We start from the raw sequence: 12,783 nt of genomic DNA, 5'->3' as shown, positions 1-12,783 counted from the left end.
TCAGACGACCTCCGTATCCTAGAAATCCGCCGATAAACAGGCGGATTTCCAATACGTCAAGCTCGTCTGATTTTTTCAAGCATGGGGATAAGGTGTTCCTTGTCTGTTGCCGAATGTCCGTTGATCAGGGCAAGAAGCTCCTGATCTTGAAACTCAAGGATTTCGGAAAACTCGGACAGCTCTTTATCGCTCAAATGCTCGAATTCTTTTTCCATAAACCTGCCGAAAATCAAATCTAACTCCAATAATCCCCGGCGGGTTTGAAAACGGATTTTCCGTTTGGCAATATCGTCAAAAACCATCATTTCTTAAACGGCTCGTTTCAACATAATTTCTTTAATCTTACCGATGGCACGGGTCGGATTCAAGTGTTTAGGACATACGTCCACGCAGTTCATGATGGTATGGCAGCGGAACAGGCGATACGGGTCGTTCAAATTGTCCAAACGCTCGTTGGTAATGGTATCGCGGCTGTCCGCGATGAAGCGGTAGGCATTCAGCAAACCGGACGGACCAACGAATTTGTCAGGGTTCCACCAGAACGACGGACAGGCAGTCGAACAGCAGGCGCACAAAATACATTCGTACAAACCATCCAGCTCTTTACGCTCTTCCTGAGTTTGCAGACGCTCTTTGTCGGAATCGATCGGATTGTCGTTAACGACGTAAGGCTTGATGGAGTGGTATTGCTTGAAGAACTGGGTCATGTCCACAATCAGGTCGCGAATGACGGGCAGACCGGGCAGCGGGCGGATTTTCACAGGCTGCTTCAAACCGCGTAAATCGGTCAGACACGCCAAGCCGTTTTTGCCGTTGATGTTCATACCATCCGACCCGCAAATACCTTCGCGGCATGAACGGCGGAAAGACAGGGTGTCGTCTTGCGCTTTCAGGCGCACCAGCGCATCCAAAAGTTTGACATCGGTAGGTTCCAGTTCCAATTCGTAACGTTGCATATATGGTTTGGCATCAACGTCCGGATTGTAACGGTAAATTTCAAAACTCATTTTTTCCATGAGAAGTGTTCCTTTTCTCATAAACCGCCTGATGGTTTTATGTTATGGGTTCAGGCTGTTCAGTGTGGTGGTGTATTTGATTTTCAGACGACCCCTTGTGATACAGAGGTCGTCTGAAAACGCATCAGTAAACGCGCTTGGCCGGTTTGATGTATTCCACGCTCAAAGGCTGGGTGTGCACCGGTTTGTAGGACAAGGTATTGGTATCTGAATGATACAGCGTGTGTTTCATCCAGTTTTCGTCATCGCGCTCAGGATGGTCGTCTGAAGCGTGCGCGCCGCGTGATTCTTTACGTGCTTCGGCAGACACCAAAGTCGCTTTTGCCACTTCAATCAGATTATCCAATTCCAAAGCTTCGATACGCGCGGTATTCCACACTTTGCTCTTGTCTTTGATTTCAGTACGCTTCACACGCTCGGCAATCGCCATAATTTCTCGAACGCCTTTGCTGAGAATCTCATCGGTACGGAACACACCGGCGTGCAGTTGGACAGAGCGTTGCAGTTCACGGCGCAATGCATCAACGTTTTCGCCGCCGGTTTGGTTATCCAAGCGTTCGATACGTTGACGGGTCAGCTCGCCGGCATCGGCAGGCAGCGGTTTCCAATCGCTTTGCTCTTTGATGAATTTAATCATGCTGTCGCCGGCAGCTTTACCGAACACCACCAAGTCCAACAGAGAGTTGGTACCTAAACGGTTCGCACCGTGCACAGAAGCACAAGCGCACTCGCCCGCTGCGTACAGACCTTTCACCGGCACTTCATATTCGTCGCCTTGCGGAACAACGACTTCGCCGTGGTAGTTGGTCGGAATACCGCCCATCATGTAGTGGGTAGTCGGCACAACGGGAATCGGATCTTTAATCGGGTCGATACCGGCAAACTGAATGGAAATCTCGCGGATGCCCGGCAGTTTTTCCATAATTTTTTCGGCACCGATATGGTCGATTTTCAGCAATACATGGTCTTTGTTTTTGCCACAGCCTCGACCTTCGTAGATTTCCATCGCCATCGCGCGAGAAACTACGTCGCGCGAAGCCAAGTCTTTTACGGTCGGCGCATAGCGTTCCATAAAGCGTTCGCCGTCAGCATTCAACAGAATACCGCCCTCACCGCGTACGCCTTCGGTAATCAACACGCCTGCACCTGCCACGCCGGTCGGGTGGAATTGCCAGAACTCCATATCTTCCAACGGAATGCCTGCACGGGCGCAAATACCCAAACCGTCGCCGGTGTTCATATAGGCATTGGTAGAAGAAGCATAAATACGACCTCCGCCGCCAGTAGCAAACATCACGGCTTTAGCATGGAAAATGTAAACTTCGCCGGTTTCCATTTCCATGGCGGTCACACCGACGACGTCGCCGTTTTCATCACGAATCAAATCTTGCGCCGTCCATTCCACAAAGAATTGCGTATTGGCACGGACGTTTTGTTGATACAAAGTATGCAGCATTGCATGACCTGTACGGTCGGCAACCGCGCAGGCACGTTCTACCGCGCGTTTACCGTGTTCGGCAGTATGGCCGCCGAAAGGGCGTTGATAAATTTTGCCGCTTTCCACGCGGTCAAAAGGCATACCCATGTGTTCCAACTCAATCACCGCTTCAGGCGCGGCGCGACACATAAACTCAATCGCGTCTTGGTCGCCCAGCCAGTCGGAACCTTTCACGGTATCGTACATGTGCCAGTCCCAACGGTCTTCCTGCACATTACCCAGCGAAGCGGAAATACCGCCCTGCGCCGCTACAGTATGCGAACGGGTCGGGAACACTTTAGACAAAACGGCACAATTCAGACCGGATTTGGATAATTGGAGGGCTGCGCGTAAACCTGCACCACCACCGCCGACAATCACGGCATCAAACTTGCGAACAGGAAAACCCATACTTACCCCCAAATTACTTTAATTGAATACACCAAGCAGCCGACCAGCCAAACGATGGTGGCAACCTGCAAAAACAAACGCACGCCGAAGGGTTTGATATAGTCCATCCACAAATCGCGGATACCCACCCAAGCGTGCAAAAATACGGCGATAAAGCTAACCTGGGTGAACACTTTCACCCAAACTTGATCGAAAAATGCCTGCCAAGCCGAATATTCTTTAGGCAAGGTAAACAGAATCACTAAAAGCGCGACGGTATAGATCAACATGATAACCGCAGTCGCACGCTGCATCGCCCAATCGCGCAAACCGTAATGGGCACCGGTCAATTTACGCTCTACCATAACAACGCTCCCAAAACGACGGTCAACACCAGCGCGGCAGCAAACACCAATTTGGCGGTATTGCGCGCAGTATTCAGCTCAAGGCCTTTGTGTGCATCCAAAAATAAAAAACGGATACCGGCGAGAAAATGGTGCAGATAAGCCCATAACACGCCGATTAAAATCAACTTGACCAAAGGATTGGAAACGATGGCACGGTAAGTTTCAAACGCCGACTCGCGGCTCAACGTACCGGACAGGAGATACAGCAAAACGGGAAGCATTATAAATAACCCTACCCCGCTGATGCGGTGCAAGATGGAGACAATTCCCGGTATAGGCAACCGTATATTGGGAATCTCCAAAAAGACAGGACGCGGTTTGACGGACATAGCCAGTTCCTCTGTATTTTTTATCAGCTCAAAACCAATAACTCAAATTACATCGAGTTACATAAACTATAATTTACCTGTTTTATCCGATTTTGAACAGTCTAATTTATAAACAATCTAATAAATTTTACCAAAAAACATCATAAACTGTACCAATAACAATAAACATCTCTATTAATACTTAAACCAACATTTTTTCCACTACCGCTTAATCAGTTTCGCATAATCTCACACCATCAAAATAGTATTAATATCTTGTTTCTTGTGATAAAAATATGAATTAATATCATTTACCAACGCATCCACAAGCAAAACAACCATAACCTTATGGGATAAAACGTTGCATTCAAAACAAAATTTCAACAGGCAACTTTTCAGACGACTCTCTTATTTTTCTATTACAAAACTGCAATATTTTAGTGAATAAAGATTTGCGTCATACGTCATATCGATGATGTGATTTCTACTAATGCCTTCAAAAAGACAGCGCTGCAACCATAGCGGAATGATACGGGCTTCAGATAAACGGCTGATTGACGTTATTCATAAATTGAATGACACAGCTGAAGTAGATCTCATTGCAAATAAAAGTGCGGTTAAAACGTTCAACATTTTTAACCGCACTTTTTGTTTCTAACAATAACTTATTTAATTACACCACACGCCATGCGCGCACCGCCGCCACCAAGTGGAGCAGGATGATCGGAATGATTGTCGCTACCAACATGGATCATGATGGAATGACCACGAACTTCATTAAGGTACTTGATGCGTGGTGCAAGAACCGGATTGGTAGCTGTGCCGTCGTGCAATACGGTTAATGCAGGCAAATCGCCCAAGTGGGCATCATCTTGCCATGGGAAGCCGTGTTTTTTGGTTTCTTTCGGATCCCAGTGGCCGCCTGCACCTAAGCCTGCAGTCAGTTTACCGTCTTTTTCTTTCGGCTCACAGCTTGGGTTTTGGTGAATATGAAAGCCATGCAAACCTGCTTCTAAACCGCTTAAGTTTGGTGTAAAAACCAAGCCGTATTTGGATTCGGTAATCGTTACAGTGCCTACATCTTTATTACTATTAACCGGATCAAGTTGTTGTACTTTCACTTTAATAGAAGCACCGGCAGGTGTCATGTGGTCATGTTTGTGTTCATGCGCATTGACTACTCCCGCAGCACAGATTGCACTGATACCAACAGCTACGAGTGTTTTAAATTTCATTTATATCTCCTTTTTTGCCAAATTTATGTCAAAAACTCCTTTGTATTCTAAACAATATGGAGAGTAAATCGAGTATTTTTTAGGATGTTATTAGCTATTAAAGCCATTTGATTTTTCTATCTTTTCCATTAATCGAAATAATATTTATTTATAATATGAAACAGCTACGATAAAGAAGTAGTCAACCATAATTTTTGCCTCGTTTAGGCAAAACTGACATTTCTTTGCCTTACTCCGTTTTATACTTTGCCCGCATTACGGCAAACTCTTTCCACTCATTTACAGCGAGGCTTGTATGAAACACTCCGAAGAAAAACAATACACCCGGTCTTCCGATCCGGAAAACTTTATCCCAAAATTCAGAAGGCGTAATTTGAACAAAACGGGCTTTCTCAACAAACTCGCCCGTTTTGCAGGTCGATTAGGCGAACCCATCGTCCGTCAGTTGTATGCGCTGTATTATCTTTGGGACTCCCCGCACACGCCCAGACGAGCCAAGATGATTATTGTCGGCGCATTGGTTTACTTCCTCAGCCCTATCGACAGCATTCCCGATTTGCTTGGTCCTTTGGGATTCAGTGACGACATTGCCGTCATTACTTTGGTGTATAGCCAGATGAAAACCTACCTGACCGAAGACATTAAAGAACGGGCAAGAGTCGCAACCGAAAAGTTGCTGCGTAAGACATCATAAATATCCATATCCAAAACAAAAGGTCGTCTGAAAATTTTCAGACGACCTTTTATTTGAAATGTGAAACTTATTTCAACGGAGTCATGTTCATTACTTCCATTAGGAAGTTGGTAAACGCCGGATTGGAAGGTTTGTTGCCCATATTTTTCCAACGTTGCTGCCAACCGCGCAAAGCGTTTTGGATATACAGCTTGGATTGTTCGGTATTGATTTCGCCTCGTTGGCTGTCAACGGCAGAACGCAGATAAACCTCATATACGCTGTCATCCACGACATTACGGCCGACAAGCTGAATGCGGAACTTGTTCAGATATTGCGCAGCTTGAACTTTAGTCATTTTTCCTTGGCTGACCTGATAACTCAAGCGCGTTGCCTCATCGCGGATTTTTGAAACATCACTCCAATGCGAAGAAGCCAAACTGAACGCTGCAGGTTTTTCAGCCTTATTCGCTTTAACATTAGGCTTAACATTAGTCGGACGGACAGGCACTTCTTGCAAGCTTGGGACATAAATGGTCTCACAACCGGCAAGTGCCGCCAACGCAAATAAGATGGGGATATATTTTTTCATGTCTACCATTATAATCAGGATTATCCAGATAACCAAATTCTATATCAATCTGACTTTTTCCGTTGACTGAATTACAACAACTTTCGCCTTACATTCCAATCTTTACATGATATGACACCTTAAATTTATTTTTGTACCACACCAAAACACGAAACCACGAAACCACGAAAAAAGACCGCCAAAGCGGTCTTTTTTATCACTTATTTTCTCTCAACCCTACTATGCCAAATCGGCAAACAGAGGCGTAGAAAGATAGCGTTCACCATAAGAAGGCAGCAGCACGACAATCAGTTTGCCTTCGTTTTCAGGCTGTTTGGCGAGCTGCAATGCACTCCATACTGCCGCACCGGAAGAAATACCGACCAAAATACCTTCTTTTTCCGCCATCGCACGGGCAGTTTCAAATGCCGCTTCGTTCGGGACTTGGGAAATGCTGTCATATACTTTGGTATTCAATACGGTAGGAATGAAACCGGCACCAATGCCTTGAATCGGGTGCGGACCTTTTTCACCACCGCTCAACACCGGAGAGGCTTCAGGCTCGACGGCAACAACTTTGACTTCGGGTTTGTATTTTTTCAACACTTCGCCTACGCCGGTAACTGTACCGCCCGTACCGACACCCGCCACAAAAATATCGACTTTACCGTCGGTATCGCGCCAAATTTCTTCCGCAGTTGTTTTGCGGTGTACTTCAGGATTTGCCTCGTTATCGAACTGGCGCGGCATGAAATAAGTATCCGGATGTTCGTCCACCAAGGCTTGGGCTTTTGCAATCGCCCCTGCCATACCTTCGGACGCTGGAGTCAAAATCAATTCAGCACCGAATGCACGCAGCAGCATTTTGCGTTCTTTACTCATGCTTTCAGGCATGGTAATCGCCAGCTTATAGCCGCGTGCCGCACACACCATTGCCAAACCGATACCCGTATTACCGCTGGTCGCTTCTACAATCACGGTATCTTTACCAATTTTGCCCGCTTTTTCAGCGGCTTCGACCATCGCTTCGGCAATGCGGTCTTTCACGCTGCTGCCAGGATTGAAAAATTCCAGTTTGACAGCGATTTCGGCTTTCAAGCCTTCAGTCAGACGGTTTAATTTGACCAACGGGGTGTTGCCGATCAGCTCGGTTATGCTGTTTGCAATCTTCATTTTCTACTCCAGATTTTGATGTGATATGACCTGTATATTAAGGACAGGTCGTCTGAAAAACCAATATCGAATATTTCTTTCTTTATAACTTTTGGTTGTTTGGCTTGATTCGCAAAATTTTTTTTCTTAATGAAGCCCGATTTCTCCGACCAAAGCTCCTGTTACCAAAACCTGCATGACCAAAGCCATCAGCCAGCCCAACCTGAGTTGCGCCTTACTGAACACCGCCGGCGACTGCTTGGCAATGCTTCTGCGGTGCAGATAAAAAACGGTCATGATAACAAACTGCAAAATAAACCAATAAACAGGCTTGAGCGCGTACAATTTCAACAAAGCCGGCAACGTAAAAGCCAAAGAACGGCCCGGCAGCATAAAATACAATATAGCGATAATCGACACAAAAGCCAAAGTCATCAGCACATTGCTGACAGCAAACACACTCAAAAACGGATGCCGTAAGTCCGCCTGCCAAAAATCAGTATCCGCCTGCTTTTTCCAATGAAAAGCAAAGAAAAACACACTGGCAAAAGTCAGATAAAAATGCGGGACAAACAACGGACCGACATGGGTAATCCCCCATATCCCCGGCAAAAGCTGCGATCCCAAAATCGACACACCCAGCCACAAAACAACCGAAGCCCAAAACCACTGGAACATTTCAGCGCGGAAAATCAATCCAAAAAACACCAGTCCATAAGCAACAACAGCGAGAAAATCCAAATTCGTCCAAATCATGAATACTGCAACTCGCCTTCAAATACCGTTTGAACAGGACCGGTCATCAAAACGTCCTCACCATCCGACCAAGTAATAAACAAATCCCCACCCGGCAGCGAAACCTTCACAGGCACGCCTTCTGCCAGCAGCCCCAAACGGACGCCCGCAACCACAGCCGCACAAGCCCCCGTACCGCAAGCCTGAGTTTCACCCACGCCGCGTTCAAATACGCGCAGGCGGATAGACTCCCTATCGACAATCTGCATAAAGCCGACGTTGACACGTTCCGGAAACTGTTCGTGCGACTCAATGGCCTCGCCCCAATGAGCCACGGGCGCAGTCTGTACATCCTCGACCACAATCACAGCATGAGGATTGCCCATATTCACACAACTGACCTGTACTGTCTCCAAACCGACCATCACCATATGCGTCAAAGCATCTTCCGCCTCGTCAGGAACCGGTACAAACGGGATTTCAGACGACGTAAAGCGCGGTTTGCCCATATTCACGGTAACCAAACCATTATCCAACAGCTTGGGAATAATCACACCCTTAGCCGTTTCAACCAGAATTTCCTTTTTATTAGTCAAACCTTTATCAGCCACAAATCGGGCAAAACAGCGCGCACCGTTGCCACACTGCTCCACCTCGCTGCCGTCCGAGTTAAAAATACGATAACGGAAATCCACCGCATCGGAAGACGGCTTTTCCACCAGCAGCAACTGATCGAAGCCCACTCCTCTAAAACGGTCGGACCATTCGGCAAGCGGCGCAGTCAGCGGATCAAAATCCTGCCCGATACCGTTTACCACCATAAAATCATTGCCCAAACCGTGCATTTTGGTAAATTTCAAGGTTTTCATCAGTTTTCCTGTTTGTAATCGAATTGAGATGTTTTTAGATATTGGCAACTAGGCATGGATACTCAGACAGAGATTTGACGCATCATCTTTTTTCAGACGACCTTTAGCCCTGTTCCAATGATTATGATTGTAAAATATCGGATGCCGCTGTAATTCTTCGGTCGTATTCCTCGCGGTGTTCCGGCAAGAGGTAGGGGCGCAGGAGGCTTAAGGTACGACGGACGCCGCGTGCTTTGGAGTCTTCGGTCAGTTTGGTACGCCCGCGCAGGGAGCTGTCGAAGTCGAACCAGTATTTCGTGACCATCCACATATTGACGGCGAGGTCGTTCATGGCGGTTTGGTCAGCTTGGATGATGTTCAGGCCGTTGAGCTGGGTGAGCAGGTTGACCAAGAGCGGGGAGACTTTGGCTTGGGTGAAGGTATTGTGTTCGCCCAATAGTTCGGCACTGCGCGCAAGCAGGGTGTTCACGTCGCTAAAGAGGAAGCGGTATTCCCACATGACGTCGTAAATGCCCGCCATATAGTTAATGGAGTCTTCCACATCAGACGGCAATACGGCTTCATTCAGGTATGCCAGCAGGGCTTCGCTGTAACGTTTGAAGAGCTGGACGATGATTTCGTCTTTGTTGCGGAAGTGGTAATAGAGATTACCCGGACTGATGCCCAAATGCGCCGCGATATGGTTGGTACTGATGTTGCGCTCGCCTTCCTCGTTGAAGAGCGCAAGGCTGGCGTCGATGATGCGGGTGTAAGTATTGGTTTTTGCAATGCGGGTCACGGGCATACTCCTTGGATTTATAGGCTGAACGAAGCGGGCAGCCAATTAGGTTCGGCGTGTAATTCTACCTGAAATCGAGTAAATACTGTATTGCAGACGTGTTGCGCCAGCTTCCAGACGTCATCTGAAGAGGCATTGTTTTTATTCACCAAAACCAAAGCCTGCCGGTCGTGTACCGCCGCACCGCCGATTTGGAAGCCTTTCAGACGACATTGGTCGATCAGCCATCCGGCGGCGAGTTTGACCGAACCGTCGGGCTGCGGATAGCGCGGCATATCGGGATGCTGCTGCAACAGGGAAACGGCTTTTTCCGCGCTGACGACGGGGTTCTTAAAGAAACTGCCGACATTACCAAGTACGTTAGGATTAGGCAGTTTACTGTTGCGGATTGCACACACTGCATCGGAAACGTCTTTCGCCGCCGGCATCCTGCCCGCGCTCAGTTCGGCAACAGCCGCTGCTAAATCGCCGTAACCCAAATTCGGCTCGAAACGCTCTTTCAGGGCGAACACGACCGAAACAATCACATAACGCCCTTTGCCTTCCTGCTTGAACAGGCTTTCGCGGTAGGCGAAGCGGCAATCGGCATTGGCAAGCTCGACAAAGGTTTCCGTATCCAAATCGAAGCAGCGCACGCTGTGAATCACGTCTTTTGCCTCCACGCCGTATGCGCCGATGTTCTGCACGGGCGACGCGCCGACCGTGCCCGGAATCAGGCTCAGATTTTCCAGCCCGTTCAAGCCCTGCGCGACGGTGTGCAGGACAAAATCGTGCCAGATTTCACCCGCCTGCGCTTCGATGTAAACGAGGTCGTCTGAACGCGCAATCTCGCGTATGCCTTTGTTTTCCATATGTACGACCAGTCCGTCGTAATCCTGCATCAAAAGGATGTTGCTGCCGCCACCTAGCCATAAAACGGTATCGCGGTCGAACTCGGGCAGTCGGACGATGTCGCGCAACTCGTCGGCGTGTTCGAGCGCGATAAAGGCTTGGGCTTGGGAGCGAAGGCCGAAGGTGTTGTAGGGGGTGAGGTCGGTTTGGTATTGGATGGGTTGCATGGGTTTAAACTTTAAAATGGGTATTGTCAGTGGCGGGCTTCAGCCCATAGTTTCATATTTTAATTGGCGGAGTTTTCAGACGACCTTATGCGATCTGACCATCTCCCTGCTGCACAATTCCAAGCACCACACTAAGGCGATGGCTGCGATGGTGAGCGAGGCGATCAATGCCGTCCAGAAGCCGTAAATGCCCATATCGAAACGGTAGGCGAGCAGGTAGCCCGGCAGCAGGCCGCAGCCCCAGAAGGCGGCGGCGTGGATGAACATCGGCACCTTTGTGACTTTATAGCCGCGCAGGGCGTAGGACGCGATGCATTGGGTGAAGTCTGCCGGTTGAAATAAGCCGGCGAACAACAGGACGGTGGCAGCAATGCTTAAAACCGCCGGATCATTGTTGTACATGCTTGCCAGCGGAGAACGGAATAATACCAAGGAAAGCACGGTAATCACGGCGAGCACCCAGCCCGAGACCAGCGATACGCCGGAAATATAACGCGCCCGCGAAAATTCGCGCCGTCCTAATGAAAAGCCGATGCGTACCGTCCCCGCCGAGCCGACGCTTTGCGGAATCATATAGAGAATCCCCGACAAACTGATGCCGACCTGCTGCGCCGCCACATAATCCTCGCCGAAAGGCGCAATCAAAAACACGATAAAAGAAAACGCGCTGGCTTCCAAAAAATAAGACAGCCCGATGGGCGCGCCGATTTTCCAAATCTGTTTGAACACCGCCCAATCCGGTTTGCCGAATTTTGCCGTCAGTCCGAACGGGCGGAAGAATTTTTCCTTAGCGATATAAATCCACAATGCCAGCGCGCTGAACCAAAACACCGCCATCGTCGCCAGTCCGCAGCCCGCACCGCCCAAAGTGGGCATACCGAATTTGCCGTAAACGAAAATATAGTTCAGCGGCACGTTCAATACAAACGCCGCGAAACTGACCAACATAATCAGGCGCGGGCGGTTCAGGCTGGAAGCGTAGGCGTGCAGGGCGCGGTGTACCATTGCCGCCGGCATCGCCAGACTGGTGAACAACATATACTGCGCCATCGTGCCTTCCACATAATCGCTCAAGGTCAGCCAGTTGCGGAACGGCGTAATCGCCGCCCACATCAATACCATGCCGAAAATCCCCAAGATCAGCCCGAACCAAATCCCCTGCCGCCCCGTTTCGCCCACTTCACCGGTTTTACCCGCGCCGTAAAGCTGGGCAATCATCGGGTTCAGCGCAGCCATAATGCCCATAAAGGTAATATAAACCGTGGCAAACGCGCTGCTGCCCAAAGCCACCGCCGCCAAGTCCTCCTTACCCGCACCGCCCGCCATCACGGTATCGACGAAACCGATACCCACCTGTGCGACTTGCGCCAACAGCATGGGCAGGGCAAGGGCGGTCAGCAGGCGGATTTCTTTCAGGAAGACGGAAAAGGAAAAGCGGTTGAGGTCGAGCAGCATAAGTGTTTGTAGAACTTTAAAAAAGCGGAAATAAAGAAACAGGTCGTCTGAAAACAGACGGCCTGTTCCGTATGGGATTTGAAAACGGAATTATATTGGAAACAACGGTTGATGGACAGCCAGAAACCTTTCAGACGACCTTAAACACCCTCAATGTCGTCTGAAAACCCTCAAATCGCCGCCTCAGAGCGTTCGCCCGTACGGATGCGGATAGCTTCTTCCACAGGCAGCACAAAGATTTTGCCGTCGCCGATTTTGCCGGAACGGGCGTTTTCGATAATAACGTCAATCACTCGTTCGACATCTTCATCGGCAATAATCAATTCGACTTTGACTTTGGGCAGAAAATCGACGGCGTATTCCGCGCCGCGGTAGATTTCTGTATGCCCTTTCTGACGGCCGAACCCTTTGACCTCGCTGACGGTCATGCCGGTGATGCCGATTTCGGTAAGGGCTTCGCGCACATCGTCGAGTTTGAAGGGTTTGATGATGGCTTCGATTTTTTTCATGGCACACTCCGATTGGAATAAGAATAAATGGCAAATATAACAGAAGCAGCAGGGAAACGATAAGCGGTACGGTTCACTCGGCGATGCGGCAATTTGCCGAAAGCTGTTATTCCCGCGCAGGCAGGAATCCAAATCTCTGCTCAGAAATAT

General features: G+C 48.8%; 15 protein-coding genes. 1 reads left to right on the top strand and 14 read right to left on the bottom strand.

All coding sequences use genetic code 11. The annotated features are described in order from the left end of the window. Positions 1-56: 56 nt before the first annotated feature. The 6 genes from J7445_RS01980 to sodC form a co-directional block, all read right to left on the bottom strand. The gene (locus J7445_RS01980) at positions 57-305 is read right to left on the bottom strand and encodes an FAD assembly factor SdhE (protein ID WP_003779310.1); all 249 of its coding nucleotides are present in this window, start codon (positions 303-305) and stop codon (positions 57-59) included. 3 nt (positions 306-308) lie between these two features. Next, positions 309-1,016 (bottom strand): succinate dehydrogenase iron-sulfur subunit, encoded by a 708-nt coding sequence (locus J7445_RS01975; protein WP_016687981.1) that lies wholly within the window; start codon positions 1,014-1,016, stop codon positions 309-311. Positions 1,017-1,140: 124 nt separating this feature from the next. Beyond that, complete coding sequence (gene sdhA, locus J7445_RS01970; RefSeq protein WP_019270309.1) at positions 1,141-2,904, bottom strand: succinate dehydrogenase flavoprotein subunit; 1,764 nt, start codon at positions 2,902-2,904, stop codon at positions 1,141-1,143. A 2-nt stretch (positions 2,905-2,906) separates the two neighbouring features. Then, positions 2,907-3,248, bottom strand: coding sequence for a succinate dehydrogenase, hydrophobic membrane anchor protein (sdhD, locus tag J7445_RS01965; RefSeq protein WP_003755562.1), 342 nt, complete (start codon positions 3,246-3,248; stop codon positions 2,907-2,909). After that, entirely contained in the window at positions 3,242-3,619 is a 378-nt protein-coding gene (gene sdhC / locus J7445_RS01960; RefSeq protein WP_003779309.1) for a succinate dehydrogenase, cytochrome b556 subunit, read from the bottom strand. The genes sdhD and sdhC overlap by 7 nt, the downstream gene beginning before the upstream one ends. A 644-nt stretch (positions 3,620-4,263) precedes the next feature. After that, positions 4,264-4,833 carry a superoxide dismutase family protein gene (gene sodC, locus J7445_RS01955; RefSeq protein WP_070655960.1) on the bottom strand — a complete coding sequence of 190 codons (570 nt, stop codon included), beginning with the start codon at positions 4,831-4,833 and terminating at the stop codon, positions 4,264-4,266. A 295-nt stretch (positions 4,834-5,128) separates the two neighbouring features. On the opposite strand from sodC, the gene J7445_RS01950 reads away from it, so the two are divergent. Beyond that, positions 5,129-5,527 (top strand): YkvA family protein, encoded by a 399-nt coding sequence (locus tag J7445_RS01950; RefSeq protein WP_070655958.1) that lies wholly within the window; start codon positions 5,129-5,131, stop codon positions 5,525-5,527. A 67-nt stretch (positions 5,528-5,594) separates the two neighbouring features. Here J7445_RS01950 and J7445_RS01945 read toward each other — a convergent pair whose 3' ends face one another. The 8 genes from J7445_RS01945 to J7445_RS01910 form a co-directional block, all read right to left on the bottom strand. Beyond that, positions 5,595-6,107 carry a lipoprotein gene (locus J7445_RS01945; protein WP_019270306.1) on the bottom strand — a complete coding sequence of 171 codons (513 nt, stop codon included), beginning with the start codon at positions 6,105-6,107 and terminating at the stop codon, positions 5,595-5,597. Positions 6,108-6,317: 210 nt separating this feature from the next. After that, positions 6,318-7,250, bottom strand: a complete 933-nt coding sequence (gene cysK, locus J7445_RS01940) for a cysteine synthase A (protein ID WP_019270305.1) — start codon at positions 7,248-7,250, stop codon at positions 6,318-6,320. 126 nt (positions 7,251-7,376) lie between these two features. Beyond that, positions 7,377-7,985: a hypothetical protein gene (locus J7445_RS01935; RefSeq protein WP_019270304.1), complete on the bottom strand. Its 609-nt coding sequence runs from the start codon at positions 7,983-7,985 to the stop codon at positions 7,377-7,379. After that, positions 7,982-8,833 (bottom strand): diaminopimelate epimerase, encoded by an 852-nt coding sequence (gene dapF, locus J7445_RS01930; protein WP_070655956.1) that lies wholly within the window; start codon positions 8,831-8,833, stop codon positions 7,982-7,984. The genes J7445_RS01935 and dapF overlap by 4 nt, the downstream gene beginning before the upstream one ends. 121 nt (positions 8,834-8,954) lie before the next feature. Then, the gene (locus J7445_RS01925) at positions 8,955-9,617 is read right to left on the bottom strand and encodes a TetR/AcrR family transcriptional regulator (RefSeq protein WP_070655954.1); all 663 of its coding nucleotides are present in this window, start codon (positions 9,615-9,617) and stop codon (positions 8,955-8,957) included. An 11-nt stretch (positions 9,618-9,628) separates the two neighbouring features. Next, entirely contained in the window at positions 9,629-10,669 is a 1,041-nt protein-coding gene (gene murB / locus J7445_RS01920) for a UDP-N-acetylmuramate dehydrogenase (protein ID WP_070655952.1), read from the bottom strand. A gap of 75 nt (positions 10,670-10,744) precedes the next feature. Then, positions 10,745-12,124, bottom strand: a complete 1,380-nt coding sequence (norM, locus tag J7445_RS01915) for a multidrug efflux MATE transporter NorM (protein ID WP_070655950.1) — start codon at positions 12,122-12,124, stop codon at positions 10,745-10,747. Positions 12,125-12,294: 170 nt separating this feature from the next. Next, positions 12,295-12,633 carry a P-II family nitrogen regulator gene (locus tag J7445_RS01910; protein WP_016687995.1) on the bottom strand — a complete coding sequence of 113 codons (339 nt, stop codon included), beginning with the start codon at positions 12,631-12,633 and terminating at the stop codon, positions 12,295-12,297. Between the last annotated feature and the right edge of the window lie 150 nt (positions 12,634-12,783).

This window comes from Neisseria sicca (assembly GCF_017753665.1).
GTDB lineage: Bacteria > Pseudomonadota > Gammaproteobacteria > Burkholderiales > Neisseriaceae > Neisseria > Neisseria flava.
Note: the sequence above shows the minus strand (reverse complement) of the source record. Positions and strands in the feature narration are given on the sequence as shown.

What these genes read in the sequence shown, in the direction of transcription:
- cysK (WP_019270305.1), bottom strand. Translation starts at nt 7,250, where the DNA reads ATGAAGATTGCAAACAGCATAACCGAGCTGATCGGCAACACCCCGTTG.
- J7445_RS01950 (WP_070655958.1), top strand. Translation starts at nt 5,129, where the DNA reads ATGAAACACTCCGAAGAAAAACAATACACCCGGTCTTCCGATCCGGAA.
- J7445_RS01980 (WP_003779310.1), bottom strand. Translation starts at nt 305, where the DNA reads ATGATGGTTTTTGACGATATTGCCAAACGGAAAATCCGTTTTCAAACC.
- dapF (WP_070655956.1), bottom strand. Translation starts at nt 8,833, where the DNA reads ATGAAAACCTTGAAATTTACCAAAATGCACGGTTTGGGCAATGATTTT.
- J7445_RS01945 (WP_019270306.1), bottom strand. Translation starts at nt 6,107, where the DNA reads ATGGTAGACATGAAAAAATATATCCCCATCTTATTTGCGTTGGCGGCA.
- J7445_RS01925 (WP_070655954.1), bottom strand. Translation starts at nt 9,617, where the DNA reads ATGCCCGTGACCCGCATTGCAAAAACCAATACTTACACCCGCATCATC.
- J7445_RS01910 (WP_016687995.1), bottom strand. Translation starts at nt 12,633, where the DNA reads ATGAAAAAAATCGAAGCCATCATCAAACCCTTCAAACTCGACGATGTG.
- murB (WP_070655952.1), bottom strand. Translation starts at nt 10,669, where the DNA reads ATGCAACCCATCCAATACCAAACCGACCTCACCCCCTACAACACCTTC.
- J7445_RS01975 (WP_016687981.1), bottom strand. Translation starts at nt 1,016, where the DNA reads ATGGAAAAAATGAGTTTTGAAATTTACCGTTACAATCCGGACGTTGAT.
- norM (WP_070655950.1), bottom strand. Translation starts at nt 12,124, where the DNA reads ATGCTGCTCGACCTCAACCGCTTTTCCTTTTCCGTCTTCCTGAAAGAA.
- J7445_RS01935 (WP_019270304.1), bottom strand. Translation starts at nt 7,985, where the DNA reads ATGATTTGGACGAATTTGGATTTTCTCGCTGTTGTTGCTTATGGACTG.
- sdhC (WP_003779309.1), bottom strand. Translation starts at nt 3,619, where the DNA reads ATGTCCGTCAAACCGCGTCCTGTCTTTTTGGAGATTCCCAATATACGG.
- sodC (WP_070655960.1), bottom strand. Translation starts at nt 4,833, where the DNA reads ATGAAATTTAAAACACTCGTAGCTGTTGGTATCAGTGCAATCTGTGCT.
- sdhD (WP_003755562.1), bottom strand. Translation starts at nt 3,248, where the DNA reads ATGGTAGAGCGTAAATTGACCGGTGCCCATTACGGTTTGCGCGATTGG.
- sdhA (WP_019270309.1), bottom strand. Translation starts at nt 2,904, where the DNA reads ATGGGTTTTCCTGTTCGCAAGTTTGATGCCGTGATTGTCGGCGGTGGT.